A 24,007-nucleotide genomic window follows, 5' to 3' on the forward strand; every position below is an offset into this window, starting at 1 on the left:
ATGGAAATCTTACAAGCATCGAATTTGCTGCCGCTGGTGATCGTCTATGCGCTGCTCGCGGCGATTACGTATTTTTTGGCGAGGCGGCGGGCGGAATACCCCCTGCATATGCTGCAGCTGTCGGGGTACGAGGAGTCGGAATTTCTTCGCTGGATCGGCGAACACAAAGACCGCATCACAAAACTCGTCTACACCAAGACCTCCGAAAAGACGCCGCTGGTAATGACCGACCGGGCAAAGCGCCTGTTCGCCGTACACCGCCGTCTGACGGGTCTGTTTTTGGTGGCGGTTTTTTGCCTCGCCTTTCTCTTTAGCGGAAGGCTCTTGCTCTCCGCGATTCTCTTGGCGGCGGGGCTCTTTGCGGTCTACTACTTTCAATATAAGATCCTGATTCTCGCCAACCGCATCAATTACCCCCGGGAGATGGAGATCAATCGCGGGTTTTTCGTGGCGGCGCAAAAAAAGATTCGAGCATTGAAGGGAAAGGGGCTCAATGTCGTCGGCATCACCGGAAGCTTCGGCAAGACCTCGACGAAGTTTATCACCTCGACCGTATTGGAAGATGCCTTTCGGGTGCAGAACACGCCGTCTTCATACAATACGCCCATGGGCCTTTCGAAGGTGATCAACAACGAATTGGACGAATCGGACGAAATCTTTTTGGCGGAGCTCGGCGCCAAGGTGCCGGGAGAAATCCGCGAAGTAGCGGAGTTGGTGCAGCCGTCCATCGGCATTATTACCGCCATCGGGCCCACCCATATGCATCTGTTTAAGACCATCGAAAACATTCAAAAGACCAAATACGAACTGATCGAGTGTTTGGACGAGAAGGGCATCGCGATCTTTAACTACGACAACGACTACGTCAAACCCCTGGCGGATCAGACGAAAAAGCGCACCATTCGCTACGGCATGGAACACATCGAGGCGTTGGACGTATACGCGAAGGACATCTCGGTCTTTGAGCGGGGCAGTCGCTTCACCCTCGGCTTTCGAGGCGGCCGGGAGGCGGCGGTAGAGACCAAGCTGCTGGGGCGGCACAATATCTCCAATCTTTTGGCGGCGGCATCGGTAGGGTATGTGCTGGGCATGGATCCCGAGGCGGTGGCAAAGGGCATCGCGCGGGTGGAACCCGTGGAGCACCGGCTCAATATCGTCGACAGCCCCACCGGGGTGATTGTAATCGACGACGCCTTTAACTCGAATCCCGTGGGCGCCCGGGCGGCGCTCGACGTGTTGGGACAGTTCGAAGGCGGAAAAAAGATCATCGTCACCCCGGGCATGGTGGAACTGGGCGATATGGAAGACGAGGAGAACTACAAGCTGGGCGAGGAGATCGCCCGGGTGGCGGATTACGCCATTCTCGTGGGCGAAAAGCGTACGGCCCCCATTCAAAAGGGCCTGCTCGCCGGCGGATTTTCGAAGGACCGCATGATCGTGCGAAACAGCTTAGAGGAGGCGACGGCTTCTCTCGCCAAGATCACCGCGCGGGGCGATGTGGTGCTCTTCGAAAACGACCTGCCCGATAGTTACGACGAAGAATAAGAGGGGGCGAACGACGGGTTCGCCCTTTTTTCGCGGGGTTTTATCCGATTCTTTGACGGATACAGGGCCGCGCTGTGATAAAATAGGGAGATATTGAACAGGAGGAATAGTATGAAAAATATAGCGGTGTTTTTCGGCGGTCGCAGCGTCGAGCACGAAGTGAGCGTCATTACCGGCATGCAGGTAATCGAAAACCTGGACAAGAGCCAATACAAGGCCATTCCGGTCTATATCACCAAAGAAGGAAAGTTTTTGGGCGGCGAAGTGCTCGCGGATTTTAAGACCTTTAAGAGCGGCGACTTTTCCGAGACCGAGGAAGTCTATTTTAAGGCGGATCCGTCGGACAATCGGCTCTACACCATGCGCGAAGAAAAGGGAGGCCTCTTTTCCAAAGGCGGCGTGCGCGAGGCGGTCTTTGCCGAGGTGCATATGGCCTTTGTAGCACTCCACGGCACCTTCGGCGAGGACGGCTCGATTCAGGGATTTTTCGACACGCTGAATATCCCCTATATCGGCTGCTCGACGCTGAGCGCCGCGGTGGGGATGGACAAAAAGATGATGAAAGACGTATTTATCGCCCATGGCCTGCCGGTCCTCGAAGCCGAGTGCTTTTTCCGCGGCGAGTGGGAAGAAGCACGGGAGCAGGTAGAAGAGAAGATCGCTGCGCTGGGGTACCCCGTATTCGTAAAGCCCGCCAATCTCGGCTCTTCCATCGGAATCACCAAGGTCAAAGAAGCGGCGGAGCTCGCCGATGCCATGGAACTCGCCTGTTCCTACGACCGCAAAATCCTCGTAGAAAAGGCGGCGGAAAACCCTCGCGAGATCAACTGCGCCGTCTTGGGGTACGGCAAAGACGTGAAGACCAGCGCCTTGGAAGAACCCATGGGCTGGAAGGAACTCTTGACCTTCGAGGACAAATACGTATCGGGCAATAAAAAAGGACCCGCCGCCAAGGGCGAAAACCCCCGAAACTGTCCGGCGCCGGTGGACGATGCCCTAAAGGCGGAGATCGAGTCTTTGGCCGCCCGCGCCTTTATGGCGATCGATGCCTGCGGCACCGCGCGCATTGATTTTCTGGTTACGGAATCGGGTACATTTGTCAATGAAATCAACACCCTTCCCGGTTCGATGGGCTTTTATCTCTGGGAACCCGTGGGGATTTCCTTTACGGAACTCCTAAACGAGGTCATCGCCCTGGGAGAGTGGCGTTTTGCGGACAAAAACCGCAATATGTATGTCTACGACGCCCATCTCTTCGAAAAAACCGGGTACGGAAGCAAGCTTTAAGGAGGCAGTATGTCCATTCGAAACAATGTGTTGGCACTCGTAGAGGAGGAGGGGCCGCTATCCAAGGCGGAGATTTTTCGGGCCCTCGCGGTAAACGGCAATCTCGAAAAGGAGATGAAGTCGCTCTTAAAAGACATGGTCAAAGACGGTGTCTTGTATCGCGACGAGGATAAGCGCTACCGCGCCAGCGAAAAAGAGGGCCTGATGGCGGGCCGGCTGCAGGGCAACGAAAAGGGCTTCGGCTTTTTCGTCCCCGACGACGAAACCCTGGAGGATCTGTATATTCACGGCACCAAAATGAACACCGCCATGCACAACGACCGCGTGCTGGTGGAAAAGATCCCGCCCAAAGACCCCGAAAAGGGCGAAGAGGGCCGCGTCGTCACCGTGCTCGAGCGCGCCAATCACCGCATCGTCGGCATCTTCGACGACGCCGGAAAATTCGGCTTTGTAAAGCCCGACGAGCGCAAGATCTCGATGGACATCTACATCCCCGGCAAGCGGACCGCCGGCGCCCGGGAAGGGCAAAAGGTCGTCGTCGACATCGAAAAATTCCCCACCCCCAATCGCAAGGCGGAGGGCAAGATCGTCGAGATCTTGGGCTATCCCGACGAAAAGAACGTCGATATATTGAGTATCGCCTACGCCCTGGGGATCGACCTCGAATTTCCCCGGGAGGTCTTAGAGGAGGCCGAGGCGATTCCCCAGACGGTGCCCACCTCCGCCATCGCCGGCAGGCGCGATTTGCGCGAAATCCCCACCTTTACCATCGACGGCGCGGATTCCAAGGACTTCGACGACGCGCTGAGCATCGAATTTTTGGAAAACGGCCGCTATCGGGTGGGCGTACACATCGCCGATGTGGCAGAATACGTCGTGGCGGGAAGCCATTTGGACAAAGAAGCCTATAAGCGGGGCAACAGCGTGTATCTGTTGAATAAGGTCATTCCCATGCTTCCGAAGGAGCTCTCGAACGGCATCTGCTCCTTAAACGAAGGGGTGGACCGCCTTTGCTTGACGCTGCTCGCCGAAGTGGACGATGCCGGCAAGGTCTACGACTTCGACATCTGTGAATCGGTAATCCGTAGCGATCGCCGCCTGGTCTATACCCATGTCAGCGACCTCTTGGAAGACGGCAAAATCCATCCTTCCCTCGAGGGGCTGGAAGCGGCTTTGATCAAGCTCAACGAGATCGCCCGGGCGCGCAAGAAAATGCGCAACGAGCGGGGCAATATCGACTTCTACTTCGAAGAACCCTATATCGAGCTCGACGACGAGGGCCGGCCGATCTCCATCACCCTCTACGACCACCGGGAGGCGAACGAGTTGATCGAGGAATTTATGCTCCTCGCCAACGAAACCGTCTCCGAGACCTATTCCAAGAAGAAACTGCCCTTTATCTACCGGATCCACGAGGAGCCGAGCCAAGAAAAATTAGAGCTCTTAAACTCGATCATTCGCCCCTTCGGCCATCACATCGACCTGACGCGGGATGTGACGCCCAAGGACATCCAAAAGATCACCCAAGGGGTGGTCGGAAAGGACGAGGAAAGCTTGGTGCAAACCATGGTGCTGCGCAGCATGCAAAAGGCGCGATACAGCGATCAGCGCGACATCCACTTCGGCCTGGCGGCGGTATATTACTCCCACTTTACTTCGCCCATTCGGCGCTACGCGGATCTGACCATTCACCGCGTCATTAAGCAGGATCTCAACAAGACCTTGGATCAGCGTCTTGTGGATCGCTACAAGATGAGCTTTCCCGACATTGCCGATCATATTTCCGAGACCGAAAAGGTCGCCCAGGAGGCGGAACGCAAGGTGGTCGATGTAAAGATGGCGCAGTATATGTCGGATTTTATCGGCGAAGAGTTCCCCGCAAAGGTATCGGGCATTACTTCTTTCGGCATCTTTGCCCAGCTGGAGAACACCGTGGAGGGCCTGATCAGCTACGCTTCGTTGGACGAATTCTACCGATTCGACGAGGACAATTATATGGCCGTGGGCGAGAGAACGCATAGAGAGATCAAAATGGGAGATCCCATACGAGTCGTCGTGGTCGGCACCGATCCCATTAAGGGAAAGATCGACTTCGGCATGGCAGGTGAGGAAAATAGCAAAAAAGACAAACCCGAACGTACTGGCCAATAATCGCAAGGCCTTTCATGAATTTCATATCGAAGAACGCTACGAGGCGGGCATCGCCCTAAAGGGCACCGAAGTGAAGAGCATAAGGAAGGGGCAGGTGAATATCAAAGAAGCCTATTGCTTTGTAGAAGACGGCGAACTGTTTATCGAGGGCATGCACATCGCGCCCTATGAGCAGGGCAATATCTACAACCAAGATCCCCTCAGAAAGCGCAAGCTCTTGATGCACAAAAAAGAGATCTACCGCCTGGCGAAGGAGGCCGACCAAAAGGGATTCACCCTCGTGCCGCTCAAGGTCTACTTGAACCGGGGGCGGGTCAAGGTCGAGATCGCCACCGCCCGCGGCAAGAAGCTCTACGACAAGCGCGAATCGATAAAAAAGCGCGATGTGGAGCGCAATTTGGCGCGCTATGTCGATCGCTAGAGGCCACATTGTTTAGAATCGAAAAATGCGGATATATATACTCTTCCAAAAGGATATGGTATATATCAGAATAAAAGGAGTAAGTTATGTCTAAAAAAATCGGTTTGATCGTAGGTTCGTTGCAAAAAAATTCCTGGAATCGCAAGGTGGCGGAAGTGGTTCAAAAACTCTTCCCCGACGGATACGAGGCGGAATTTATCGAGATCAAAGACCTTCCCCTCTTTAACGAGGACTTTGAAAAGGATTTGGAAGAGCCCGAAAGCTACGCACCGTTCCGCGAGGAGGTAAAGGAAAAAGACGGCATCATCTTCTTTACGCCGGAATACAACCGCACCTTTACCCCCGCCATCAAAAACGCCGTCGACGTCGGCAGCCGCCCCTACGGCAAAAACGTATGGGACGGAAAGCCCGCTGCGGTCGTAAGCGCATCGCCCGGTACCGGCGGCGGCATGGCGGCGAATCTCGGCCTGCGCCAAGGCCTGGTGTGCCTCAACCTGATCCTTCTGCAAAAGCCGGAAGTGTATTTGGCACAAATCCACAATTCTTTTGCCGGCGGCGAACTGTCCGACCGCACCAAGGCGCTCTTGGAACAATTCGTAGAAGCTTATATCGAACATCTAAACAGATTCTAAGAATCGGCAAGTTGAGAATTGGCTCGCTTCGGCGGGCTTTTTTTGCGCCCGTTTCGTGTAAAATAGAAGAGAGAGAACAAAAAGGTCAGAAAAGGACAAAAATCGAAGTTCTAAAGATATAGCTATAAATTCCCATTTAGGAAATATGTTCGAAACTCAAACAAATAGAGACATTTTATATTTATAAAATATACAAGAAAAATATTTCAGAATAAACAGAAAATAACGAATGTTTTTATTTATTGACATTTACCATTAACAAACGGTAGAACAATGACAATGCTTAGCATTTAGCTTGATAAATTGTTAAAATACTAAGCTTTGTGTAGTTACCTTAATCTTAATTAGTTGTAGAAGGAGGAGATTATGAGAAGAACCATGTTTATGTTGTTGTTTGTGTTATGTGTTTCCTTATTATTAGGGACAGAAAAAACAGCTTTAGCAGCTTCAGCTGAATTGGAGAAAGATATTCCTGAGATTGAGCAGCAGCTTCGTGATTATGGCGTTAGTGAAAATGACGTTGTTAAATTGATCGATAAATTAAGACGTGGCGAAGTGTGGGATTCGATGAAACCGGAATACCAGGATCTCAAACCGCAAATCGTTGCTGAAAACTACGAAAAGACAATCTATCCTGATGGTTCGGTGGCTGTTCAGACTTATGAACCGATCTCTCCTAAAGCGACTGACGATGGAATGACTTCTCTTTCGATCGTTAATAAAAAGGGAATTCGTGTGAAGAGAAGCATCGTGTTATTAACCCTAGAATTTAAGGTAAATTATAGTAGGGATACATCTACTGGAAGGGCAAAAATAACATCTCAATATGGAAAAGCTTATTATGTAGTAGGCGGCACCGCAAAAGAAGATACAAGCGGATTCAAGAAAGGCTGGCTTAATCCTACCCATGCTTGGTACGCGGTAAACTATACTGGATACCAGAATGTATCAGCAGGACGCTATTGGGTAAAAATATTTGTAAATGGCAATGGAAAATGGGAAGAATCAAATTTTTAATCCCTAAGGAGTAGTGGAGTATGGCTAATGTTCCTTTTCTTTTAAGTGGTGTATTGAGTATTGTTACTCTCGTTGTTCTCATATTATTCGGAGCTTGCTGTATAAAATATTTATTTGGGAAAAAGTAAATATTTGTAATAGCAATAAGCAAAATTTCAGAAAAACTGAAAGAAGTTAGCTTGAATCGGGCAAGTAAATTTACTTGCCCGATTTGTTTTTCAAAGAATTCTAAGGGTAGAAATCGACAAATAGTTTATTTTGAAGTGCAGAGAAAATTAAAAGTCAATTAAGATCAAATCAGGCTTGCGATTTTCTGTAAATCAGATATAATTAAATAAGGTCAAAGAAAGTCAATGCGTTTGAGGTGATCTATGGAATACAAAGACTACTATAAGATATTGGGCGTAGATAAAGACGCCGACGACAAGACGATCAAAAAAGCATATCGAAAACTGGCCAAACAGTATCACCCCGACCTACACCCGGATGATCAGGTGGCACAGGAAAAATTCAAAGAGATCGGCGAGGCCTACGAAGTGCTCTCCGATGCCGAAAAGAGAAAGACCTACGATACCTTCGGTTCGACGGGCAACTTTACCGGGGGCATGAACTTCGACCCGTCGCAATACGGCTATACCTATACCACCACCGGCGGCGGGGGCGATTTCAGCGATTTCTTTGAAATGTTCTTCGGCGCCGATGCCGCGGGCGCCACAGGTGCAGCGGGCGGTGGAAGAGGCCGCAGCCGCAGCTTCAATATGTCGGATCTCTTCGGCGATTTTCGCGGATCCCGGGGGGCGCGCAAGCCGCCGCGGCAGCAGTACAATACGGAACTCTATATCTCCCTCGTCGACGCCTATGGTGGGGTAAACCGCAATGTGACGCTTAATATCGGCGGACGGCAGGTCGACGTTTTGGTCAAGGTGCCCGCCGGAATCACCGAGGGCAAAAAAGTCAAAGTGCGGGGCGAAAAGTTCGGCATCGAGGGCGATATTCTGTTTGAGATCCGCATCGATATGCCGAAAGACACCGCCATGGAAGGGCTGGATCTCTATAAAAAAGCCGAGATCTATCCCTGGCAGGCGTACTTCGGCGACAAGATCGTGGTGGATCTGCCGGCGGGCAAGATGCGCATCCGCGTCCCCGAAAAAACCCGGGGGGGCTCCAAACTGCGGCTCAGAAATAAGGGATTTCGCGATCTCAAACAGAAGAGCGGCGATGCCTATATCGAGTTTGTCATCGTAAACCCCGCCACGCTTACAAAGGAAGAAGAAGAACTCTATCAAAAATTACAAGAACTGCATCGGCAATAATTTTTTACGGCGGTTCTCTATCAATAATACGCACTAATGAAAGGGTATACACCCAATAAGTAATACTAAGATAAGAAAGGGAATGCCATGCAAATCGATAAATTTACGCAAAAAAGTTTAGCGGCCATCGAAGCCGCCCAAAATTTGGCGCAGGAATACGGCAACCCCGAAGTCGACGTCCTCCACCTGAACAAAGCGCTCTTGGCGGACGACGAGGGGCTGATTCCCCGCGTGCTGGAATATATGGACGTAGACGGGCGCGAAGTGGAAAATGCGGTGGATCGGGAGATCAATCGCCTCTCCAGGCAGACCGGCGCCACACCGCGGCCTTCGAATGCGCTCAACGGGGTACTCACCGACGCGCTCAAAGAAGCGAAGCGCCTGGGCGACAGCTATGTCAGTGTGGAGCACCTGTACCTCGCCATGCTAAAGGGCGAAGGGGTGAACAACCGGCGCGTGCTAGAAAACCACGGCATCGACGAAGACACCTTTATGGCCGCCTTAAAAGAAATCCGCGGCAATCAGCGCGTCACCTCGGACAATCCGGAAGACACCTACGAAGCGCTGGTAAAATACGGCAGAGATCTTACCGTCGAGGCGAAAAAGGGCAAGATGGACCCCGTCATCGGCCGCGACGAAGAGGTGCGCCATGTGATCCGCATTCTCTCGCGCCGCACGAAAAACAACCCCGTGCTGATCGGAGAACCGGGGGTCGGAAAGACCGCCATCGTCGAAGGGCTCGCCCAGCGGATTATCGCGGGCGATGTGCCCGAAGGCCTAAAGAACAAGACGGTGTTTTCGCTGGATATGGGGGCGCTGATCGCCGGCGCCAAATACCGCGGCGAGTTTGAAGAACGACTGAAGACGGTCCTCAACGAAGTCAAGGAATCCGACGGCGAGATCCTCTTGTTTATCGACGAGATCCACAATATCGTCGGCGCCGGAAAATCCGAAGGGGCGATGGATGCGGGCAATCTCTTAAAGCCCATGCTCGCCCGGGGGGAACTGCATGCCATCGGGGCGACCACCCTCGACGAATACCGAAAATACATCGAAAAGGACCCGGCGCTGGAGCGTAGGTTCCAAAAGGTGACCGTGCAGGAGCCGACCGTAGAGGATACGATTTCGATTTTGCGGGGGCTCAAAGAAAAGTACGAGATCTATCACGGCATCCGCATTTCGGACTCGGCGGTGATTCAATCCGCGGTGCTTTCCGATCGCTATATCACCGACCGCTTTTTGCCGGACAAGGCGATCGACCTGATGGACGAGGCCTGCGCCATGGTGCGCACCGAGATCGAGTCGATGCCCACCGAAATCGACGAGATCCGTCGGCGTATTTTGCAGCTGGAGATCGAGCGGGAGGCGCTGAAAAAGGAAACCGACGAGGCGTCCTTTAAGCGGCTGGAAAAATTGGAAGGGGAACTTTCCGAAGAAAAATCCGATTTCGACCGGCTCACTGCCCGTTGGGAATCGGAGAAGAAAGAACTGGAAGGCGAAAAATCCCTAAAAAAAGAGATCGACCGCATTCGCCATGAAATCGAAGAGGCGGAGCGCAATTACGATCTCGAAAAGCTCTCCGAACTCCGCTACGGCAAACTGCCCCGCCTGGAAGAGGCGCTGAAGGCAGAGGAGCAAAAGGAAAAGCGGGACGGCCGTCTGATTAAAGAAGAAGTGACCGAAGAAGAGATCGCTGAGGTCGTCAGTAAGTGGACGGGCATTCCCGTCGCGAAGCTCGCCGAAACCGAGCGCGAAAAGCTGCTTCGCCTCGATGAAATTTTGCGACAACGGGTGATCGGGCAGGAAGAAGCCACCAAGGCGGTAAGCGATGCCGTGCTCCGTGCCCGCGCCGGCCTCAAGGCGGAAAACCGGCCCATCGGGAGCTTTATCTTCTTGGGGCCCACCGGCGTCGGCAAGACCGAAACGGCAAAGGCGCTCACCGAAGCCCTCTTCGACGACGAGCGCAATATGGTCCGGATCGATATGAGTGAGTATATGGAAAAACACGCCGTGTCCCGACTCGTGGGTTCGCCCCCGGGCTATGTGGGATACGAAGAAGGCGGACAGCTCACCGAGGCCGTGCGCAGAAAGCCCTATTCGGTGATCCTCTTCGACGAGATCGAAAAAGCGCATCCCGACGTGTTCAATATCCTGTTGCAGGTCTTGGACGACGGCCGATTGACCGACAACCAGGGCCGCACCGTGGACTTCAAAAACACCGTCATCATTATGACCTCGAATATCGGTTCCCAGGCTTTGATCGAGGGGATCGACGCGGACGGCGAATTGTCCGAACGCTCTCGCGAAGAAGTGTCCGATATGATGAAGATGCACTTCCGCCCGGAATTCTTAAACCGGATCGACGAGATCGTGCTCTTTACGCCGCTGGAAAAAGACGAAATCAAGCGCATCGTCGACGTGGCGGTTCGCGACATTCAAGCGCGCCTGTCCGATCGGGAGATCGCCATCGAGCTTTCCGATGCGGCGAAGGAACAAGTGCTCAAAGAGTCCTATACCGTACAATACGGTGCACGGCCCGTAAAGCGCTATATTCAAAACCACATCGAAACCAAACTCTCCCGCGCGTTGATCGCAGGCGATGTCGTCGACGGCGACCGCGTACGCGTGGACTACGAGGGCGACGAGTACGCCCTCAGCGTTCTGTAAGCGCACAAGCGGCCCTATTCTATAGAAGAAAAATAAAACAACGCCCATCGGCGCCAAAAGATGCATACTGCGGTATGCATCTTTTTTTGTGTCCGCACTTTGTAAAGTTTTCAAAGGATTTGAAAAAACCTTGCAAAGTACGGGTTCATCGTGTATTATCAGGAAGCTGTCCGAGCAGGAGGCGCTCCCCGCGAGGTGCGAGAGATTTGAAGAAATCACAGGAATTTCAACGCAACCCTTGTATTCGCGCGCCTTTTCATGTATAATGCTCGGGTATGTGTATGACATGCGTTGAAGCAATAGGTGGCTTTGAAATAGGCCGATGCGTAAGCGGCGATTCGTCGCCGGCAGCCTATGGAAAAGGGAATTATTGTCGAGAATGTCCAATCGCGAATTGGGCGACAGAGCGCCCATATTTTTTTAAGGGGTGAAGGAAACACCCGGATCGGTTGATCGGCGCTCTTCCCTAAATGTTGAGGAAAATGCAATAGGAGGGACTTAATGTCTGCAAATGTAAAACAAAAAATCAGAATTCGTTTGAAAGCTTATGACCACGAGTTGCTGGACAACTCCGCTCACCGTATCGTAGAAGCCGCCAAAGGCAGCGGCGCGGAAGTATCGGGTCCGGTACCCTTGCCCACGGAAAAAGAGATCATCACGATTCTTCGTTCCGTACACAAACATAAGGATTCCAGAGAGCAATTCGAACAAAGAACGCACAAGCGTCTGATTGATATCCTGGGCCCCAACCAAAAGACCGTGGACTCTCTCATGAAACTCAATCTGCCCGCAGGCGTAGATATTGAGATAAAACTGTAAGCTGTCGGACTATACGATTGCCTGGCAATCCGCTGTAATGGAGGTATTTTATGAAATATGCACTAGGTAAGAAGATTGGCATGACCCAAATCTTTACCGAAGAGGGAACCCAGGTTCCCGTAACGGTCGTGGCCGTCGAACCCCAAGTGGTCGTTCAAAGAAAGACGAAGGAAGTCGACGGATACGATGCGATTCAAGTCGCTACCGGCTCGGTAAAGGAAAAGCGCGTCAACAAACCGGTAAAAGGTCACTACGACAAGGCCGGCGTGGCATACAAGAAGTATTTGCGTGAATTCCCCCTCGCAGAAGGCGAAGACTACAATGTCGGCGACGAGCTGAAAGTCGACGTATTCGAAGCGGGCGACCGCGTAGACGTCGTCGGCACCAGCAAGGGTAAGGGCACCGCAGGCTTGATCAAAAGACATAACTTCGGCCGCGGTCGCGAAACCCACGGTTCCAAGTTCCACAGAATGCCCGGCGGTATGGGCGCGGCTTCCTATCCGGGACGCGTCTTCAAGGGCCACCGCATGGCCGGCCGAATGGGCAACGAACGCGTCACGGTTCAAAACCTCGAAGTTATCCGCGTCGATGCGGACAACAACTTCCTTTTGATCAAGGGCGCCATCCCCGGACCGAAGAACGGACTCGTTCGCGTCCGTGCTACTGTAAAGAACAGTAAATAAGCGAGAGGAGGACACACGAATGACTAAGTTTCAAATGATCGACATGCAGGGCAATTCGGTCGAAGAGATCGAACTTTCCGATGCGGTCTTTAACGTAGAAATCAACGAACACGTCGTCTATTTGGTAGTAAAGAACATTCTCGCCAACAGACGCCAAGGTACACAGTCCGCAAAAACTCGCGCTGAGGTTCGCGGCGGCGGCAGAAAGCCCTGGAGACAAAAGGGCACCGGTCGTGCAAGACAAGGTTCCATCCGCGCACCCCAATGGAGAGGCGGCGGCATCGTGTTTGCACCGAAGCCGAGAAGCTATCGCTATACCACGCCGAAGAAGGTTCGTCGCTTGGCGATGAAGTCCGTTCTGAGCGCAAAGGTACAAGAAAAAGAACTGATCGTCGTCGACAAATTCCAAATGGATGCGCCGAAGACCAAAGAATTCGTACAGAGCTTAAAGAAGATGGGCGCGGCCAATAAGGCGCTGGTAATCGCGGAAGGCGCCGACAACAATGTGTTGCTGAGTGCAAGAAACATCGCAGGCGTAAAGACCGCCACCGTCGGCACCATGAATGTCTACGACATCTTGAAATACGACTCCCTGATCCTGACGAAGGAAGCATTGGATAAAATCGTGGAGGTGTATAACTAATGAAAAACTTTGATATCATTATCCGTCCGCTGGTTACGGAAAAATCCATGATGGATATGGAAGAAAACAAGTACACCTTTGAAGTCGCCAAGAAGAGCAACAAATCGGAAATCAAAAAGGCCATCGAATCCATTTTCTCCGTCAAGGTGGAAAAGGTCTATACGATGAATATGACCGGCAAGGTGAAACGCCAAGGCATGAACTCGGGCAAGCGTCCCGACTGGAAAAAGGCCATCGTCAAGCTCACCGCCGACTCCAAGCCGATTGAATTCTTCGACAGCATGCAATAAAGCCTAAGGAGGGAAATCTAATGGGGATCAAAAGATATAAAGCGACGACCAACGGCCGCAGAGGCATGACTGTCGCAAGCTTTGAAGAAATTACGAGAAACAGACCCGAAAAGAGTCTGCTGGTCACCTTAAATAAATCCGCCGGACGAAACGTCCACGGTAGAATCACCAGTCGTCACAGAGGCGGCGGTACCACCAAGAAGTACCGGATTATCGACTTTAAGCGTCAAAAGGACAACATCCCCGCAAAGGTCGCACAAATCGAATACGACCCCAACCGTTCCGCATACATCGCCCTGATCAACTACATGGACGGCGAAAAGCGCTACATCTTGGCGCCCAAGGGACTGAAGGTCGGCGATAAGATCGAATCCGGCGAAGAAGCGGATATCAAGATCGGTAACGCCCTGCCCCTGCGCGCTATCCCCGTAGGTACCACGGTCCACAACATCGAAATGACCCCCGGCAAGGGTGGCCAATTGGCCCGTGCAGCCGGAAGCGGCGCACAGCTGATGGCAAAAGAAGGCAAGATGGCCCAACTCCGTCTGCCCTCCGGCGAGTTCCGTCTGGTAAGCGTCGAGTGCAGAGCGACGGTAGGCAGCGTCGGCAATATCTCCCACGAACTGGTTACCCTGGGTAAGGCGGGTCGCAAACGCCACCTCGGCATTCGTCCCCACGTTCGCGGTTCTGCAATGAACCCCGTCGATCACCCCCACGGTGGTGGTGAAGGTCGTACCCCGATCGGTCGTCCGTCCCCGATGTCCCCCTGGGGCAAGAAGACGCTCGGCCTGAAGACGCGTCAAAAGAGCAAGAAGAGCGATCGCTACATTATTCGTCGCAGAACGAAATAAGGGAGGAGGAAGCAATGTCCAGATCCATTAAGAAGGGACCTTTTGCAGATGAACACCTGCTGAAGAAGGTAGACGCCCTGAACGAAGCAAACAAAAAAGAAGTTATCAAAACATGGTCTCGTCGTTCGACGATCTTCCCGGAAATGGTGTCCCACACCATCGCCGTTCACGACGGAAGAAAACACGTTCCGATCTATATCACCGAGGATATGGTAGGTCATAAGCTCGGCGAATTCGTATTAACCCGCACTTTCCGCGGCCACACCAGCGGCGAAAAGGCAGCGAAGCTGAAATAAGGAGGAAGAACGAATGGAAGCAAGAGCAATTGCAAAATACGTGCGGATTTCTCCTTTGAAGGTAAACTTCATTTGTGCGGAAATTCGCGGCAAGCAAGTCGACGAAGCCCTGGCGCTTCTGAAATTTACCCCCAAGCGCGGCGCCCGTGAACTGTATAAGGTTCTGCACTCCGCCGTCGCTAATGCGGAAAACAACCTGAATTTGGATCGTGAAGATCTGATCGTTAAAGAAGCATATGCCAACGACGGTCCGACGATGAAGCGCTATCGCCCCAAGGCGAAGGGTATGGCTTATCCCATCCTGAAGCGTTCTAGCCACATCGGCGTCGTCGTTTCCGAAAGAGAATAAGGAGGAGGAGAAGAATGGGTCAAAAAGTAAATCCGCACGGTCTTCGTGTAGGGATCATTAAAGATTGGGATTCCAAATGGTATGCCGATAAAAAAGACTTTGGAGATCTCCTCGTCGAAGACGATAAAATCCGTAAATTCGTAAAGAAGCATCTGTATCAGGCGGGCATCGCCAGAATTGAAATCGAACGCGCGGCCAGCAAGGTCAAGATCTCTATTTCCACGGCAAAGCCGGGTATGGTGATCGGACGCGGCGGAAGCGGCGTCGAAGAGCTGCGTAAGGATCTCGAAAAGCTGACCGGCAGAAGCGTCGTCATCAATGTCGACGAAGTGAAAAACCCCGACCTGGACGCAACCCTGATCGCGGAAAACATCGCGCAACAACTGGAACGCCGTGTGGCTTTCCGTCGCGCTATGAAACAAACCATCCAACGCGTTATGCGCCTTGGCGTCAAGGGCATCCGTACCCAATGTTCCGGTCGTCTCGGCGGTGCCGATATGGCGCGCCGCGAAGGCTACAGCGAAGGTACCATCCCCTTGCAAACCCTGCGCGCCGACATCGACTTCGGATTTGCCGAAGCGGACACCACCTACGGCAAGATCGGCGTAAAGGTATGGCTCTATAAGGGCGAAATCCTTCCCCAAAGACCGGAAGGACGCAGAAACCGCAGAGACAACAGACGTCGCGGCAACGACAATCGTCGCGGCAGCAACCGTAGAAATCAAGGCCAAGGCCAAGACAGACGGTAAGTGAGGAGGAAAGCAATATGTTAATGCCGAAAAGAGTAAAATATCGGAGACAACATCGTGGCAGAATGAAGGGTGTCGCCCACAGAGGCAACACTTTGACCTACGGTGAATACGGCATCCAAGCATTGGAACCGACCTGGATCACCTCCAATCAAATCGAGGCTGCACGTCGTGCCATGACCCGTTACATCCGCCGTGGCGGTAATATCTGGATCAAGGTATTCCCCGACAAGCCCGTCACCGAAAAGCCCGCTGAAACCCGGATGGGTTCCGGTAAGGGTTCTCCGGAGTACTGGGTTGCCGTCGTTAAGCCGGGACGCGTCCTGTTCGAATTGGGCGGCGTTTCCGAAGAAGTGGCGAGAGAAGCGATGCGTCTTGCTTCCATGAAGCTTCCTATTAAGACGAGATTTATCGCCAAAAATACGGAAGAAAGTGAGGGCGACTCTAATGAAAAGTAATGACATCCGTAAATTATCCAGTGAGGAACTGAATAACAAGGTGTCCGAGTTGAAAAACGAACTCTTTAACCTTCGCTTTCAACTGGCGACCGGTCAATTGGACAATCCGTCTACCATTAAAAATGTCAAAAAAGACATTGCTCGCGTAAAGACCATCCAAAGAGAGCGCGAGCTCAATATGGAAAAGGAGGCGTAAGGTATGGAAAGAAATCAACGCAAAGTGATCTCCGGCAAGGTCGTAAGCGACAAGATGGACAAGACCATTGTCGTGGCCGTAGAGACCTTCAAAACCCACCCGATCTACAAAAAGAGATTCAAAAACACCCAAAAATATAAGGTACACGACGAGAATAACGAAGCGGGTATCGGCGATACCGTACGCGCTATGGAGACACGTCCCCTGTCCAAGGATAAGAGATTCCGACTCGTCCGCATCGTAGAAAGAGCGAAATAAGGGAGGTCTTCGGAATGATTCAACAAGAAAGCAGATTGAAAGTCGCCGATAACTCCGGTGCAAGAGAACTCGGCGTCGTCAAGGTATTGGGCGGTACGAATCGCCACTATGCAAATATCGGCGATATCGTCATTTGCTCCGTTAAACACGCAACACCCGGCGGCGTTGTTAAAAAAGGTGCCGTCGTCAAAGCGGTTATCGTGCGTTCCAAAAAGGGCATTCGTCGTTCCGACGGAACCTATATCAAGTTCGACGAGAACGCTGCGGTCGTTATTAAAGACGACAAGAACCCCCAGGGTACCCGTATCTTCGGACCCGTAACCCGCGAGCTTAGAGGAGAAAACTTTATGCGTATTATCTCCCTCGCTCCCGAAGTTCTTTAAGGAGGTGGCATAGAATGCGCATCAAAAAAGGAGATACCGTCGAAGTCATTTCCGGCAAGGACAAAGGTAAAAAAGGTAAGGTCGTCCGCACCATCCCGAAACTTGACCGCATTGTCGTCGAAGGTGTCAACATCGTAACCAGACACGAAAAGCCCAGAGGACCCCAAAATCCCGGCGGCATCACCAAGAGTGAAGCGCCGATTCACGTTTCCAACGTCATGTACTACGATACCAAGACCAACAAGAGAAGTCGCATCGGCTATCGCGTGGAAGACGGGAAGAAAGTACGCGTAATCAAGTCCTCCGGCGCTACCATTTCTGATAAGTAAGGAGGTCTGTGATGACATCGAGATTAAAAGAAAAGATTATCAATGAAGTCGCACCTGCTTTGATGGACGAGTTCAAGTATGAAAATGTCATGCAAATTCCTCGCCTGGAAAAAGTAGTGATCAATATCGGTTTAGGAGAAGCGAAGGACAATCCCAAGGCACTGGAAAGCGCCGTAAACGACCTGACCTTGATCTCCGGCCAAAAGCCCGTCGTCACCAAGGCGCGTAAGAGTATTGCGAACTTCAAGTTAAGAGAAGGTTCCAATATCGGCTGCAAGGTGACCCTGCGCGGCGAGAGAATGTACGATTTTCTCGACAAGCTGATGAATGTCGCCCTGCCCCGCGTGCGCGACTTCCGCGGCGTAAAGCCCACCGCATTCGACGGTCGCGGAAACTACGCGTTGGGACTCAAAGAACAACTGATTTTCCCGGAGATCGAATACGATAAGATCGACGCCTTGCGCGGTCTCGATATTATTATCGTAACGACCGCCGAAACGGATGAAGAGGCAAAATCCCTTCTCGCGAAGATGGGTATGCCTTTTGCAAAGAAGGAGGGTTAAACTGTGGCAAAGAAATCCATGGTGGCTAAGCAAAAGAGAAAAGCGAAATACAGCGCAAGAGAATACACCAGATGCAAAATTTGCGGACGCCCTCACGCCGTGCTCAGAAAATACGGCATTTGCAGAATTTGCTTCCGTAAACTCGCTTACGCGGGACAAATCCCCGGCGTAAGAAAGGCAAGCTGGTAAGGCTAACCGAAAGGAGGAATTGACAATGATGACAGACCCCATTGCAGATATGCTTACGAGAATCCGTAACGGCAACGATGCAAAACATAAATCTGTTCAGATTCCCGCTTCTGGTATGAAGGCGGAAATCTCCCGTATCCTTCTCGAGGAAGGCTATATTAAAAGCTACGAAGTGATCGAAGACGAACAGCAAGGCAAGATTAATGTAGAATTAAAGTACGGCAAGAACGACGAAAAAGTAATCAGCGGTATTAAGAGAATTTCCAAACCCGGTCTTCGCGTATACGCAAAGCACACCGAAATCCCCAAGGTATTGGGCGGTTTGGGAATTGCCGTCATCTCCACTTCCAAGGGGATTATGACCGACCGCGACGCCCGTAAAGAACAAGTCGGCGGAGAAGTTCTCTGCTACGTTTGGTAAGGAAGGAGCGGTAAGATGTCTAGAATCGGAAAAAACCCTATCGATATCCCCTCCGGCGTAGAGGTTAAGAAGAACGGCAATGTGGTAGAAGTCAAAGGGGCCAAGGGAAGCCTTCAAACCGAAGTCGACCCCATTATCGGCGTTGAAGTCAATGACACGCAAGTCGTATTGACCCGTCCCAACGACGACAAAAACATCCGCGCCCTGCACGGTCTCTACCGTACGCTGATCGCGAACAATATCGAAGGCGTTACCAACGGGTATAAAAAAGAACTCGAAATCATCGGTACGGGATACCGTGCGCAAAAGTCCGGCAAGAAGCTGAACTTGAGTCTCGGTTTTTCCCACCCGATCGAATTGGAAGATCCCGAAGGAATCGAAGTGGAAGTTCCTTCCAACACGAGCATCATCATCACCGGGATCGACAAACAGAAAGTCGGCGCTTATGCCGCTTACATCCGCAGTTTCAGAAGTCCGGAACCCTACAAGGGCAAGGGCATCCGTTATGTGGGCGAACAAGTGCGCAGAAAAGTCGGTAAGACCGGCAAGTAAGAAAGGAGTGGAGTGTTTTGTTTAAGAAAATTGACCGCCACGGCAATCGCAAAGCGAGACAAACTCGCGTCAGACGTAAAATTAACGGAACCGAATCCAAGCCTCGTCTTGCCGTTTACCGCAGCGCGCACCACATTTACGCGCAACTGATCGACGATGTAAACGGAAAGACCATCGCCAGTGCCTCTACTTTGGATAAGTCCTTGAACCTGGAGAGCACAAAAAATCTCGAAGCGGCCAAGGCCATCGGAAAATCCATCGCCGAAAAGGCAAAGGAACACGATGTGGAAGAAGTCGTCTTCGATCGCTCCGGTTATGTATACCACGGACGCATTAGCGCGCTCGCGGAAGCGGCCCGCGAAGCAGGACTGAAGTTCTAAAGGAGGGAATGGCTTGAACCGTAACAGAAAGAACACCAGAGAGAGAGACTCGGAACTCGAAGAAAGAGTAGTAGCGATCAACCGTGTTGCCAAGACCGTTAAGGGCGGCCGCAATATGCGCTTTTCCGCTCTCGTCGTCGTAGGCGACAGAAACGGCAGTGTCGGTATCGGCATGGGCAAGGCCCTGGAAGTTCCCGAAGCGATCCGCAAGGGCACCCAGGCTGCCAAAAAGAACATGGTGAAGATCAATCTCGTCGGCAACACAATCCCCCACGAAATCACCGGGGTATTCGGCGCCGGACGCGTATTCTTAAAACCCGCTCGTCCCGGTACCGGTGTTATCGCCGGCGGCAGTGTCCGTGCCGTATGCGAACTCGCAGGCATTAAGGACATCTACACCCACAGCATCGGATCCTCGAATCCGAGAAACACCGTCAACGCCACCATGGAAGGCCTCACCGGTCTGAAGACCGCCGAAAATGTGGCAAAACTCCGCGGCAAGAGCGTGGACGAGATTTTAGGATAGGGGGATACGATGAGTACCATTAAGATTAAACTCAAGAGAAGCCCCATCGGTAGCATTGAAAATCACAGACGCACGATTAAAGCATTGGGCTTGCGCAAAGTCGGTCAGGTCGTCGAAAAGAGCGACACCCCGCAAATTCGCGGTATGATCGGCAAAGTAAGCCATATGGTCGAAATCGTCGACTAAGGAGGTGGACGCAATGAAATTGCATGATTTAAGACCTCAAGAAGGTGGAGGAGTCAAAGCAAAGAAACGCCTCGGCCGCGGGATCGCATCCGGTACCGGTAAGACCGCCGGACGCGGACACAAAGGTCAAAAAGCCCGTAGCGGCGGCGGCGTACGCCCCGGTTTTGAAGGGGGTCAAATGCCCCTGTTCCGTCGTCTTCCCAAAAGAGGCTTTACCAACATTTTCAAGAAGCAATATGCCATTGTAAATGTGGAAGCTCTGAATCAATTTGAAAACGGTGCGGAAATTACCTTAGACACCTTGTTGGAAAAGGGCATCGTCAAAAAGATCGACGCCAAAGACGGCTTGAGAGTATTAGGAAACGGAGAAATCAACGTATCCGTTCACGTAAAGGCGGAACACTTCACCAAATCCGCAGCCGAAAAGATCGAAGCGGCAGGGGGAAAGGCTGAGGTGATCTAGATGATCCAGACCTTTAGAGACGCTTGGAAGATCCCGGAAATTCGTAAAAAGCTTCTCTTCACCTTGCTGATGCTGGTCGTATTCCGATTTGGCAGCCACATCCCCGTTCCCTTTATGAACCGGGAGGCGATCGCCCAGATCTTTAACCAGTCCCAAGGTGGTATACTGTCCTTCTTGGATTTAATGAGTGGCGGTAACTTCGGGCATTTCTCGATATTCGCCACCAGTATATATCCGTATATTACCGCGTCCATCGTCTTGCAACTTCTGACGATCGCGATTCCCAGCTTGGAAGCGCTGAGCAAAGAAGGGGAGACGGGACGCAAGAAGATCGCACAGTACACAAGGTATTTAGCAGTGGCTCTCGCTGCGGTACAGGCCATCGGTTACACCTACGGCTTTTACCGTCAAGCGGTGAACACGAGCAATATGTTCCAAGATTTCGTCATCATCGCGTCGGTCGTAGCGGGGAGTACCTTCCTGATCTGGATCGGCGAGATGATCACGGAGCGCGGAATCGGAAACGGGATCTCTTTACTCATCTTTGCAGGGATCGTAGCCAGATTCCCCGCCGATATATGGGCATCGATCCGCATGGCGAGTGCCGGGATGACATCCTGGGCTTGGGTCGCGGTATTTTTGATCCTCGCCGTCGCCATCGTGGTATTCGTCGTCTTGCTGAATGAAGGCCAACGCAGAATTCCCGTTCAATACGCGAAGCGCGTGGTCGGCCGCAAGATGTACGGCGGACAGAGCACCCATATTCCCATTAAAGTTTTGATGAGCGGCGTTATGCCCATCATCTTTGCACAGACCATTATGAGTATTCCGTCGATCTTCGTCATGTTTCAAGGACGCGAGTCCGATGCGGCGAAGTTCTTGACCAAGTGGTTTACGCCGGCCGGCAATGTAGGGATTTTCGTCTACAGCATATTTATGGTGCTATTGATCGTATTCTTTACGTTCTTCTACACCGCCATCCAGTTTAACACCGTAGAATACTCCAAAAACTTACAACAAAATGGTGGATTTATTCCGGGGATTCGTCCCGGAAAGAGCACCAGCGACTATCTGCAACGCACGGTAAATCGACTGGTATTCCCCGGTGCCATTGCCCTGGCCATCCTGTCCGTATTGCCGACGATCTTGGAAAAGGTCACCGGCATGAACTTCAGTTTCGGCGGCACGAGTCTGATCATCGTAGTCGGTGTCATCCTCGAAACGGCGAGAGTACTGGAACAACAATTAATGATGCGACACTATAAGGGATTCCTAAAATAAGGAGGATCATATGAGACTGGTCATTTTAGGCCCGCCGGGAGCCGGCAAGGGTACGCAAGCTGCATCCATCGTAGACACATTCGACGTCGTGCACATCTCTACGGGAGACATCTTCCGCGAGAACATCAAAAACGACACGGAATTGGGAAAAAAAGCCAAGAGCTATATGGATCGGGGAGAACTCGTACCCGACGAAGTCGTCAACGAAATCGTCGTAGATCGCCTGAAGAAGGACGATGTGCAAAAAGGATTTCTCTTAGACGGATTTCCTCGTACGGTAAACCAGGCGGTGGCATTGGATGCCGCCCTGGAAGCGATGGGCCAAAAGCTCGATCGCGTCATTAATATCGTCGTAGACAAAAATCTTCTCGTAGAACGCGCCGTAGGACGCAGAGTCTGCCCCAAATGTGGTAGAACCTATCACGTCGTAAACCAACCGCCGAAGGTGGAAGGCAAATGCGACGCGGACGGAGAGACATTGATTCAGCGGGATGACGATACCGAAGAAACGGTAAAAACGCGTATCGGCGTCTACGAAAAACAGACGTCCCCGTTAATCGATTATTATAAAGCGCAGGGACTGCTTCTGGATGTCGACGGTTCCGGCGCGATTGAAGAGGTATTCGAAAGCATTCGAAGCGGACTGGAACAAGAGGTCTGAATTCGATGATAGGGACCTCTGATATCAGAGTGGGTCAGGTAGTGATATCCAAGGCGGGCAGAGACAAGGACGGCTTTTTTGTGGTCTTGGAAGTAATTGACGACAGATATCTTTTGTTGGCAGACGGCAAGAGAAGGACATTGGAAAATCCGAAGCGGAAAAAAGCAATGCATCTGCAGAAGACGAATTCGCATGTGGATATGAATCCTGCAGATAGAACGTTAAACGATAGTTATATTCGTAAACAACTGTCTCGCTTCCAAGAGGCATAAGGAGGATGCTTTCATGGCAAAACAAGATGTAATCGAAGTGGAAGGCGTCGTTACCGATGCCCTGCCCAACACGAATTTTAAAGTCAAGTTAGAGAACGGACACGAGATTTTGGCACATATCTCCGGAAAGCTGCGTATGCACTACATCCGCATTCTTCCGGGGGACAAGGTCACCGTAGAACTCAGTCCCTATGACTTGACCCGCGGAAGAATTACCTGGAGAAAGAAATAGGATTAGGAGGGGACGAAATGAAAGTAAGACCTTCAGTAAAGAAGATGTGCGATAAATGCAAGATCATTAAGCGCAACGGACGCGTTATGGTGATCTGCGAAAACCCGAAACACAAACAGAGACAAGGCTAAGGGGGTGTAGGCATGGCAAGAATTGCAGGTATTGACTTACCGAGAGAAAAACGAGCTGAAATCGGGCTCACCTATATTTACGGAATCGGTCGCCCTCGCGCGCAAGAAATCCTGACGAAGGCGGGCGTTTCCTTCGACACGCGCATTAAGGACCTCACCGAAGCGGAAGTTGCATCCATCCGTGAAATCGTAGACGCATATGCGGTAGAAGGGGATCTCCGTCGCGAAATCGCCTTAAACATTAAGAGACTGCGCGAAATCAACTGCTATCGCGGTATTCGCCATAAGAAAGGGCTCCCCGTTCGCGGTCAAAAGACCAAGACCAACGCCAGAACGAGAAAAGGTCCGAAGAAGCTTGTAGCAAAGAAGAAGTAGGAGGGCTAAATGGCTAAACAATCCAGAGCTACGCGCTCCAAAAAGAGAGTGCGCAAGAACATCGAAAAAGGACAAGCGCATATCGTTTCTTCCTTTAACAACACCATGGTGACCTTGACCGACGCAAGCGGCAATGTCATCTCCTGGGCGAGTGCCGGACAACTCGGCTTCAGAGGCTCCAGAAAATCCACTCCCTTCGCGGCTCAAGAAGCGGCGCAGGAAGCGGCCAACAAGGCAAAAGAATACGGTCTAAAGAGCGTAGAAGTCTTCGTAAAGGGACCCGGCAGCGGACGCGAAGCCGCCATCCGTTCCCTGCAAGCTTCCGGTTTGGAAGTCACCATGATCAAAGACGTTACGCCCATTCCCCACAACGGTTGCCGTCCGCCGAAGCGTCGTAGAGTCTGATAATACGGCAGATAGCCTGAACGTATTATTGTC

Annotated in this window: 36 protein-coding genes; all 36 read left to right on the forward strand. The window is 51.8% G+C overall.

The features are described 5' to 3' along the window. The 36 genes from QO008_RS06370 to rpsK all read left to right on the forward strand — a co-directional run bounded on the left by QO008_RS06370 (position 1) and on the right by rpsK (position 23,974). Positions 1-1,545, forward strand: coding sequence for a UDP-N-acetylmuramoyl-tripeptide--D-alanyl-D-alanine ligase (locus QO008_RS06370; protein ID WP_307385216.1), 1,545 nt, complete (start codon positions 1-3; stop codon positions 1,543-1,545). A 111-nt stretch (positions 1,546-1,656) separates the two neighbouring features. Then, positions 1,657-2,832, forward strand: coding sequence for a D-alanine--D-alanine ligase family protein (locus tag QO008_RS06375; protein WP_126465865.1), 1,176 nt, complete (start codon positions 1,657-1,659; stop codon positions 2,830-2,832). 9 nt (positions 2,833-2,841) lie between these two features. Next, positions 2,842-4,983: a ribonuclease R gene (rnr, locus tag QO008_RS06380; RefSeq protein WP_307385218.1), complete on the forward strand. Its 2,142-nt coding sequence runs from the start codon at positions 2,842-2,844 to the stop codon at positions 4,981-4,983. Continuing rightward, complete coding sequence (gene smpB, locus QO008_RS06385) at positions 4,937-5,404, forward strand: SsrA-binding protein SmpB (protein WP_307385220.1); 468 nt, start codon at positions 4,937-4,939, stop codon at positions 5,402-5,404. The genes rnr and smpB overlap by 47 nt, the downstream gene beginning before the upstream one ends. 86 nt (positions 5,405-5,490) lie before the next feature. Further along, entirely contained in the window at positions 5,491-6,036 is a 546-nt protein-coding gene (locus QO008_RS06390; RefSeq protein WP_307385222.1) for an NADPH-dependent FMN reductase, read from the forward strand. A 366-nt stretch (positions 6,037-6,402) separates the two neighbouring features. Then, positions 6,403-7,053, forward strand: a complete 651-nt coding sequence (locus tag QO008_RS06395) for a hypothetical protein (RefSeq protein WP_307385224.1) — start codon at positions 6,403-6,405, stop codon at positions 7,051-7,053. A 371-nt stretch (positions 7,054-7,424) separates the two neighbouring features. After that, positions 7,425-8,366 (forward strand): DnaJ domain-containing protein, encoded by a 942-nt coding sequence (locus QO008_RS06400; RefSeq protein WP_307385226.1) that lies wholly within the window; start codon positions 7,425-7,427, stop codon positions 8,364-8,366. An 87-nt stretch (positions 8,367-8,453) separates the two neighbouring features. Then, on the forward strand, positions 8,454-11,033 hold the full coding sequence (gene clpB / locus QO008_RS06405) for an ATP-dependent chaperone ClpB (protein WP_307385228.1): 2,580 nt from the start codon (positions 8,454-8,456) through the stop codon (positions 11,031-11,033). Between the two features lie 501 nt (positions 11,034-11,534). Continuing rightward, positions 11,535-11,852, forward strand: a complete 318-nt coding sequence (rpsJ, locus tag QO008_RS06410; protein ID WP_126465852.1) for a 30S ribosomal protein S10 — start codon at positions 11,535-11,537, stop codon at positions 11,850-11,852. A 50-nt stretch (positions 11,853-11,902) separates the two neighbouring features. Further along, positions 11,903-12,535, forward strand: a complete 633-nt coding sequence (gene rplC / locus QO008_RS06415; RefSeq protein WP_126465850.1) for a 50S ribosomal protein L3 — start codon at positions 11,903-11,905, stop codon at positions 12,533-12,535. Positions 12,536-12,554: 19 nt separating this feature from the next. Next, positions 12,555-13,178, forward strand: coding sequence for a 50S ribosomal protein L4 (gene rplD / locus QO008_RS06420; RefSeq protein ID WP_307385229.1), 624 nt, complete (start codon positions 12,555-12,557; stop codon positions 13,176-13,178). Further along, complete coding sequence (rplW, locus tag QO008_RS06425) at positions 13,178-13,468, forward strand: 50S ribosomal protein L23 (protein WP_126465846.1); 291 nt, start codon at positions 13,178-13,180, stop codon at positions 13,466-13,468. The genes rplD and rplW overlap by 1 nt, the downstream gene beginning before the upstream one ends. Before the next feature lie 20 nt (positions 13,469-13,488). Next, on the forward strand, positions 13,489-14,319 hold the full coding sequence (gene rplB, locus QO008_RS06430) for a 50S ribosomal protein L2 (RefSeq protein WP_307385232.1): 831 nt from the start codon (positions 13,489-13,491) through the stop codon (positions 14,317-14,319). 14 nt (positions 14,320-14,333) lie between these two features. Next, positions 14,334-14,615, forward strand: a complete 282-nt coding sequence (rpsS, locus tag QO008_RS06435) for a 30S ribosomal protein S19 (RefSeq protein WP_126465842.1) — start codon at positions 14,334-14,336, stop codon at positions 14,613-14,615. Positions 14,616-14,628: 13 nt separating this feature from the next. Then, on the forward strand, positions 14,629-14,964 hold the full coding sequence (rplV, locus tag QO008_RS06440; RefSeq protein WP_108832100.1) for a 50S ribosomal protein L22: 336 nt from the start codon (positions 14,629-14,631) through the stop codon (positions 14,962-14,964). Positions 14,965-14,978: 14 nt separating this feature from the next. Continuing rightward, on the forward strand, positions 14,979-15,713 hold the full coding sequence (gene rpsC / locus QO008_RS06445) for a 30S ribosomal protein S3 (protein WP_307385234.1): 735 nt from the start codon (positions 14,979-14,981) through the stop codon (positions 15,711-15,713). Positions 15,714-15,730: 17 nt separating this feature from the next. Beyond that, the gene (gene rplP / locus QO008_RS06450; protein ID WP_126465836.1) at positions 15,731-16,171 is read left to right on the forward strand and encodes a 50S ribosomal protein L16; all 441 of its coding nucleotides are present in this window, start codon (positions 15,731-15,733) and stop codon (positions 16,169-16,171) included. Beyond that, a complete protein-coding gene (gene rpmC, locus QO008_RS06455; protein WP_126465834.1) occupies positions 16,161-16,367 on the forward strand; it encodes a 50S ribosomal protein L29 in 207 nt (68 codons plus the stop codon). Before rplP ends, rpmC begins: the two co-directional genes overlap by 11 nt. A gap of 3 nt (positions 16,368-16,370) precedes the next feature. Continuing rightward, positions 16,371-16,625, forward strand: a complete 255-nt coding sequence (rpsQ, locus tag QO008_RS06460) for a 30S ribosomal protein S17 (RefSeq protein ID WP_126465831.1) — start codon at positions 16,371-16,373, stop codon at positions 16,623-16,625. A gap of 14 nt (positions 16,626-16,639) precedes the next feature. After that, positions 16,640-17,008 carry a 50S ribosomal protein L14 gene (rplN, locus tag QO008_RS06465; RefSeq protein WP_126465829.1) on the forward strand — a complete coding sequence of 123 codons (369 nt, stop codon included), beginning with the start codon at positions 16,640-16,642 and terminating at the stop codon, positions 17,006-17,008. A gap of 14 nt (positions 17,009-17,022) precedes the next feature. Further along, positions 17,023-17,337: a 50S ribosomal protein L24 gene (gene rplX / locus QO008_RS06470; protein WP_126465827.1), complete on the forward strand. Its 315-nt coding sequence runs from the start codon at positions 17,023-17,025 to the stop codon at positions 17,335-17,337. Between the two features lie 11 nt (positions 17,338-17,348). Continuing rightward, positions 17,349-17,900, forward strand: a complete 552-nt coding sequence (gene rplE / locus QO008_RS06475; RefSeq protein WP_126465826.1) for a 50S ribosomal protein L5 — start codon at positions 17,349-17,351, stop codon at positions 17,898-17,900. Positions 17,901-17,903: 3 nt separating this feature from the next. Beyond that, positions 17,904-18,089: a type Z 30S ribosomal protein S14 gene (locus QO008_RS06480; RefSeq protein WP_126465824.1), complete on the forward strand. Its 186-nt coding sequence runs from the start codon at positions 17,904-17,906 to the stop codon at positions 18,087-18,089. A 25-nt stretch (positions 18,090-18,114) separates the two neighbouring features. Next, the gene (rpsH, locus tag QO008_RS06485) at positions 18,115-18,510 is read left to right on the forward strand and encodes a 30S ribosomal protein S8 (protein WP_126465822.1); all 396 of its coding nucleotides are present in this window, start codon (positions 18,115-18,117) and stop codon (positions 18,508-18,510) included. A gap of 15 nt (positions 18,511-18,525) precedes the next feature. Continuing rightward, positions 18,526-19,062, forward strand: coding sequence for a 50S ribosomal protein L6 (rplF, locus tag QO008_RS06490; RefSeq protein ID WP_126465820.1), 537 nt, complete (start codon positions 18,526-18,528; stop codon positions 19,060-19,062). Positions 19,063-19,079: 17 nt separating this feature from the next. Further along, positions 19,080-19,442: a 50S ribosomal protein L18 gene (gene rplR, locus QO008_RS06495; protein WP_126465818.1), complete on the forward strand. Its 363-nt coding sequence runs from the start codon at positions 19,080-19,082 to the stop codon at positions 19,440-19,442. 13 nt (positions 19,443-19,455) lie between these two features. Next, positions 19,456-19,968 (forward strand): 30S ribosomal protein S5, encoded by a 513-nt coding sequence (gene rpsE / locus QO008_RS06500; RefSeq protein WP_126465816.1) that lies wholly within the window; start codon positions 19,456-19,458, stop codon positions 19,966-19,968. 9 nt (positions 19,969-19,977) lie between these two features. After that, positions 19,978-20,154: a 50S ribosomal protein L30 gene (gene rpmD, locus QO008_RS06505; protein ID WP_126465814.1), complete on the forward strand. Its 177-nt coding sequence runs from the start codon at positions 19,978-19,980 to the stop codon at positions 20,152-20,154. 13 nt (positions 20,155-20,167) lie between these two features. Then, on the forward strand, positions 20,168-20,617 hold the full coding sequence (gene rplO / locus QO008_RS06510; protein ID WP_126465812.1) for a 50S ribosomal protein L15: 450 nt from the start codon (positions 20,168-20,170) through the stop codon (positions 20,615-20,617). Beyond that, positions 20,618-21,898, forward strand: a complete 1,281-nt coding sequence (secY, locus tag QO008_RS06515) for a preprotein translocase subunit SecY (RefSeq protein WP_126465810.1) — start codon at positions 20,618-20,620, stop codon at positions 21,896-21,898. It abuts the gene before it with no gap. A 10-nt stretch (positions 21,899-21,908) separates the two neighbouring features. Beyond that, positions 21,909-22,559 carry an adenylate kinase gene (locus tag QO008_RS06520; protein ID WP_307385240.1) on the forward strand — a complete coding sequence of 217 codons (651 nt, stop codon included), beginning with the start codon at positions 21,909-21,911 and terminating at the stop codon, positions 22,557-22,559. A 41-nt stretch (positions 22,560-22,600) separates the two neighbouring features. After that, positions 22,601-22,831 carry a KOW domain-containing RNA-binding protein gene (locus QO008_RS06525; RefSeq protein ID WP_307385242.1) on the forward strand — a complete coding sequence of 77 codons (231 nt, stop codon included), beginning with the start codon at positions 22,601-22,603 and terminating at the stop codon, positions 22,829-22,831. 13 nt (positions 22,832-22,844) lie between these two features. Beyond that, entirely contained in the window at positions 22,845-23,063 is a 219-nt protein-coding gene (infA, locus tag QO008_RS06530; protein ID WP_126465804.1) for a translation initiation factor IF-1, read from the forward strand. Positions 23,064-23,080: 17 nt separating this feature from the next. Continuing rightward, positions 23,081-23,194: a 50S ribosomal protein L36 gene (gene rpmJ, locus QO008_RS06535; RefSeq protein WP_126465803.1), complete on the forward strand. Its 114-nt coding sequence runs from the start codon at positions 23,081-23,083 to the stop codon at positions 23,192-23,194. 12 nt (positions 23,195-23,206) lie between these two features. Next, positions 23,207-23,569 (forward strand): 30S ribosomal protein S13, encoded by a 363-nt coding sequence (gene rpsM / locus QO008_RS06540; RefSeq protein ID WP_126465801.1) that lies wholly within the window; start codon positions 23,207-23,209, stop codon positions 23,567-23,569. Positions 23,570-23,578: 9 nt separating this feature from the next. Next, positions 23,579-23,974: a 30S ribosomal protein S11 gene (gene rpsK / locus QO008_RS06545; RefSeq protein ID WP_307385244.1), complete on the forward strand. Its 396-nt coding sequence runs from the start codon at positions 23,579-23,581 to the stop codon at positions 23,972-23,974. Positions 23,975-24,007 lie beyond the last annotated feature (33 nt).

Source organism: Aedoeadaptatus ivorii (assembly GCF_030815095.1).
In the GTDB taxonomy this organism is placed as follows: Bacteria; Bacillota; Clostridia; order Tissierellales; family Peptoniphilaceae; genus Aedoeadaptatus; species Aedoeadaptatus ivorii.

Bases quoted from the DNA above. Each gene is read 5' to 3' on its own strand.
- rpmJ (WP_126465803.1), top strand. From the start codon at position 23,081: ATGAAAGTAAGACCTTCAGTAAAGAAGATGTGCGATAAATGCAAGATC.
- rpsQ (WP_126465831.1), top strand. From the start codon at position 16,371: ATGGAAAGAAATCAACGCAAAGTGATCTCCGGCAAGGTCGTAAGCGAC.
- rplV (WP_108832100.1), top strand. From the start codon at position 14,629: ATGGAAGCAAGAGCAATTGCAAAATACGTGCGGATTTCTCCTTTGAAG.
- infA (WP_126465804.1), top strand. From the start codon at position 22,845: ATGGCAAAACAAGATGTAATCGAAGTGGAAGGCGTCGTTACCGATGCC.
- rplC (WP_126465850.1), top strand. From the start codon at position 11,903: ATGAAATATGCACTAGGTAAGAAGATTGGCATGACCCAAATCTTTACC.
- rplN (WP_126465829.1), top strand. From the start codon at position 16,640: ATGATTCAACAAGAAAGCAGATTGAAAGTCGCCGATAACTCCGGTGCA.
- rplE (WP_126465826.1), top strand. From the start codon at position 17,349: ATGACATCGAGATTAAAAGAAAAGATTATCAATGAAGTCGCACCTGCT.
- QO008_RS06395 (WP_307385224.1), top strand. From the start codon at position 6,403: ATGAGAAGAACCATGTTTATGTTGTTGTTTGTGTTATGTGTTTCCTTA.
- QO008_RS06375 (WP_126465865.1), top strand. From the start codon at position 1,657: ATGAAAAATATAGCGGTGTTTTTCGGCGGTCGCAGCGTCGAGCACGAA.
- rpsH (WP_126465822.1), top strand. From the start codon at position 18,115: ATGATGACAGACCCCATTGCAGATATGCTTACGAGAATCCGTAACGGC.
- secY (WP_126465810.1), top strand. From the start codon at position 20,618: ATGATCCAGACCTTTAGAGACGCTTGGAAGATCCCGGAAATTCGTAAA.
- QO008_RS06390 (WP_307385222.1), top strand. From the start codon at position 5,491: ATGTCTAAAAAAATCGGTTTGATCGTAGGTTCGTTGCAAAAAAATTCC.
- rplB (WP_307385232.1), top strand. From the start codon at position 13,489: ATGGGGATCAAAAGATATAAAGCGACGACCAACGGCCGCAGAGGCATG.
- clpB (WP_307385228.1), top strand. From the start codon at position 8,454: ATGCAAATCGATAAATTTACGCAAAAAAGTTTAGCGGCCATCGAAGCC.
- rplX (WP_126465827.1), top strand. From the start codon at position 17,023: ATGCGCATCAAAAAAGGAGATACCGTCGAAGTCATTTCCGGCAAGGAC.
- rpsJ (WP_126465852.1), top strand. From the start codon at position 11,535: ATGTCTGCAAATGTAAAACAAAAAATCAGAATTCGTTTGAAAGCTTAT.
- QO008_RS06520 (WP_307385240.1), top strand. From the start codon at position 21,909: ATGAGACTGGTCATTTTAGGCCCGCCGGGAGCCGGCAAGGGTACGCAA.
- rplO (WP_126465812.1), top strand. From the start codon at position 20,168: ATGAAATTGCATGATTTAAGACCTCAAGAAGGTGGAGGAGTCAAAGCA.
- rplW (WP_126465846.1), top strand. From the start codon at position 13,178: ATGAAAAACTTTGATATCATTATCCGTCCGCTGGTTACGGAAAAATCC.
- rplF (WP_126465820.1), top strand. From the start codon at position 18,526: ATGTCTAGAATCGGAAAAAACCCTATCGATATCCCCTCCGGCGTAGAG.
- rplD (WP_307385229.1), top strand. From the start codon at position 12,555: ATGACTAAGTTTCAAATGATCGACATGCAGGGCAATTCGGTCGAAGAG.
- rpsC (WP_307385234.1), top strand. From the start codon at position 14,979: ATGGGTCAAAAAGTAAATCCGCACGGTCTTCGTGTAGGGATCATTAAA.
- rpsS (WP_126465842.1), top strand. From the start codon at position 14,334: ATGTCCAGATCCATTAAGAAGGGACCTTTTGCAGATGAACACCTGCTG.
- rpsK (WP_307385244.1), top strand. From the start codon at position 23,579: ATGGCTAAACAATCCAGAGCTACGCGCTCCAAAAAGAGAGTGCGCAAG.
- rplP (WP_126465836.1), top strand. From the start codon at position 15,731: ATGTTAATGCCGAAAAGAGTAAAATATCGGAGACAACATCGTGGCAGA.
- QO008_RS06400 (WP_307385226.1), top strand. From the start codon at position 7,425: ATGGAATACAAAGACTACTATAAGATATTGGGCGTAGATAAAGACGCC.
- rpmC (WP_126465834.1), top strand. From the start codon at position 16,161: ATGAAAAGTAATGACATCCGTAAATTATCCAGTGAGGAACTGAATAAC.
- rpmD (WP_126465814.1), top strand. From the start codon at position 19,978: ATGAGTACCATTAAGATTAAACTCAAGAGAAGCCCCATCGGTAGCATT.
- QO008_RS06370 (WP_307385216.1), top strand. From the start codon at position 1: ATGGAAATCTTACAAGCATCGAATTTGCTGCCGCTGGTGATCGTCTAT.
- rpsM (WP_126465801.1), top strand. From the start codon at position 23,207: ATGGCAAGAATTGCAGGTATTGACTTACCGAGAGAAAAACGAGCTGAA.
- rnr (WP_307385218.1), top strand. From the start codon at position 2,842: ATGTCCATTCGAAACAATGTGTTGGCACTCGTAGAGGAGGAGGGGCCG.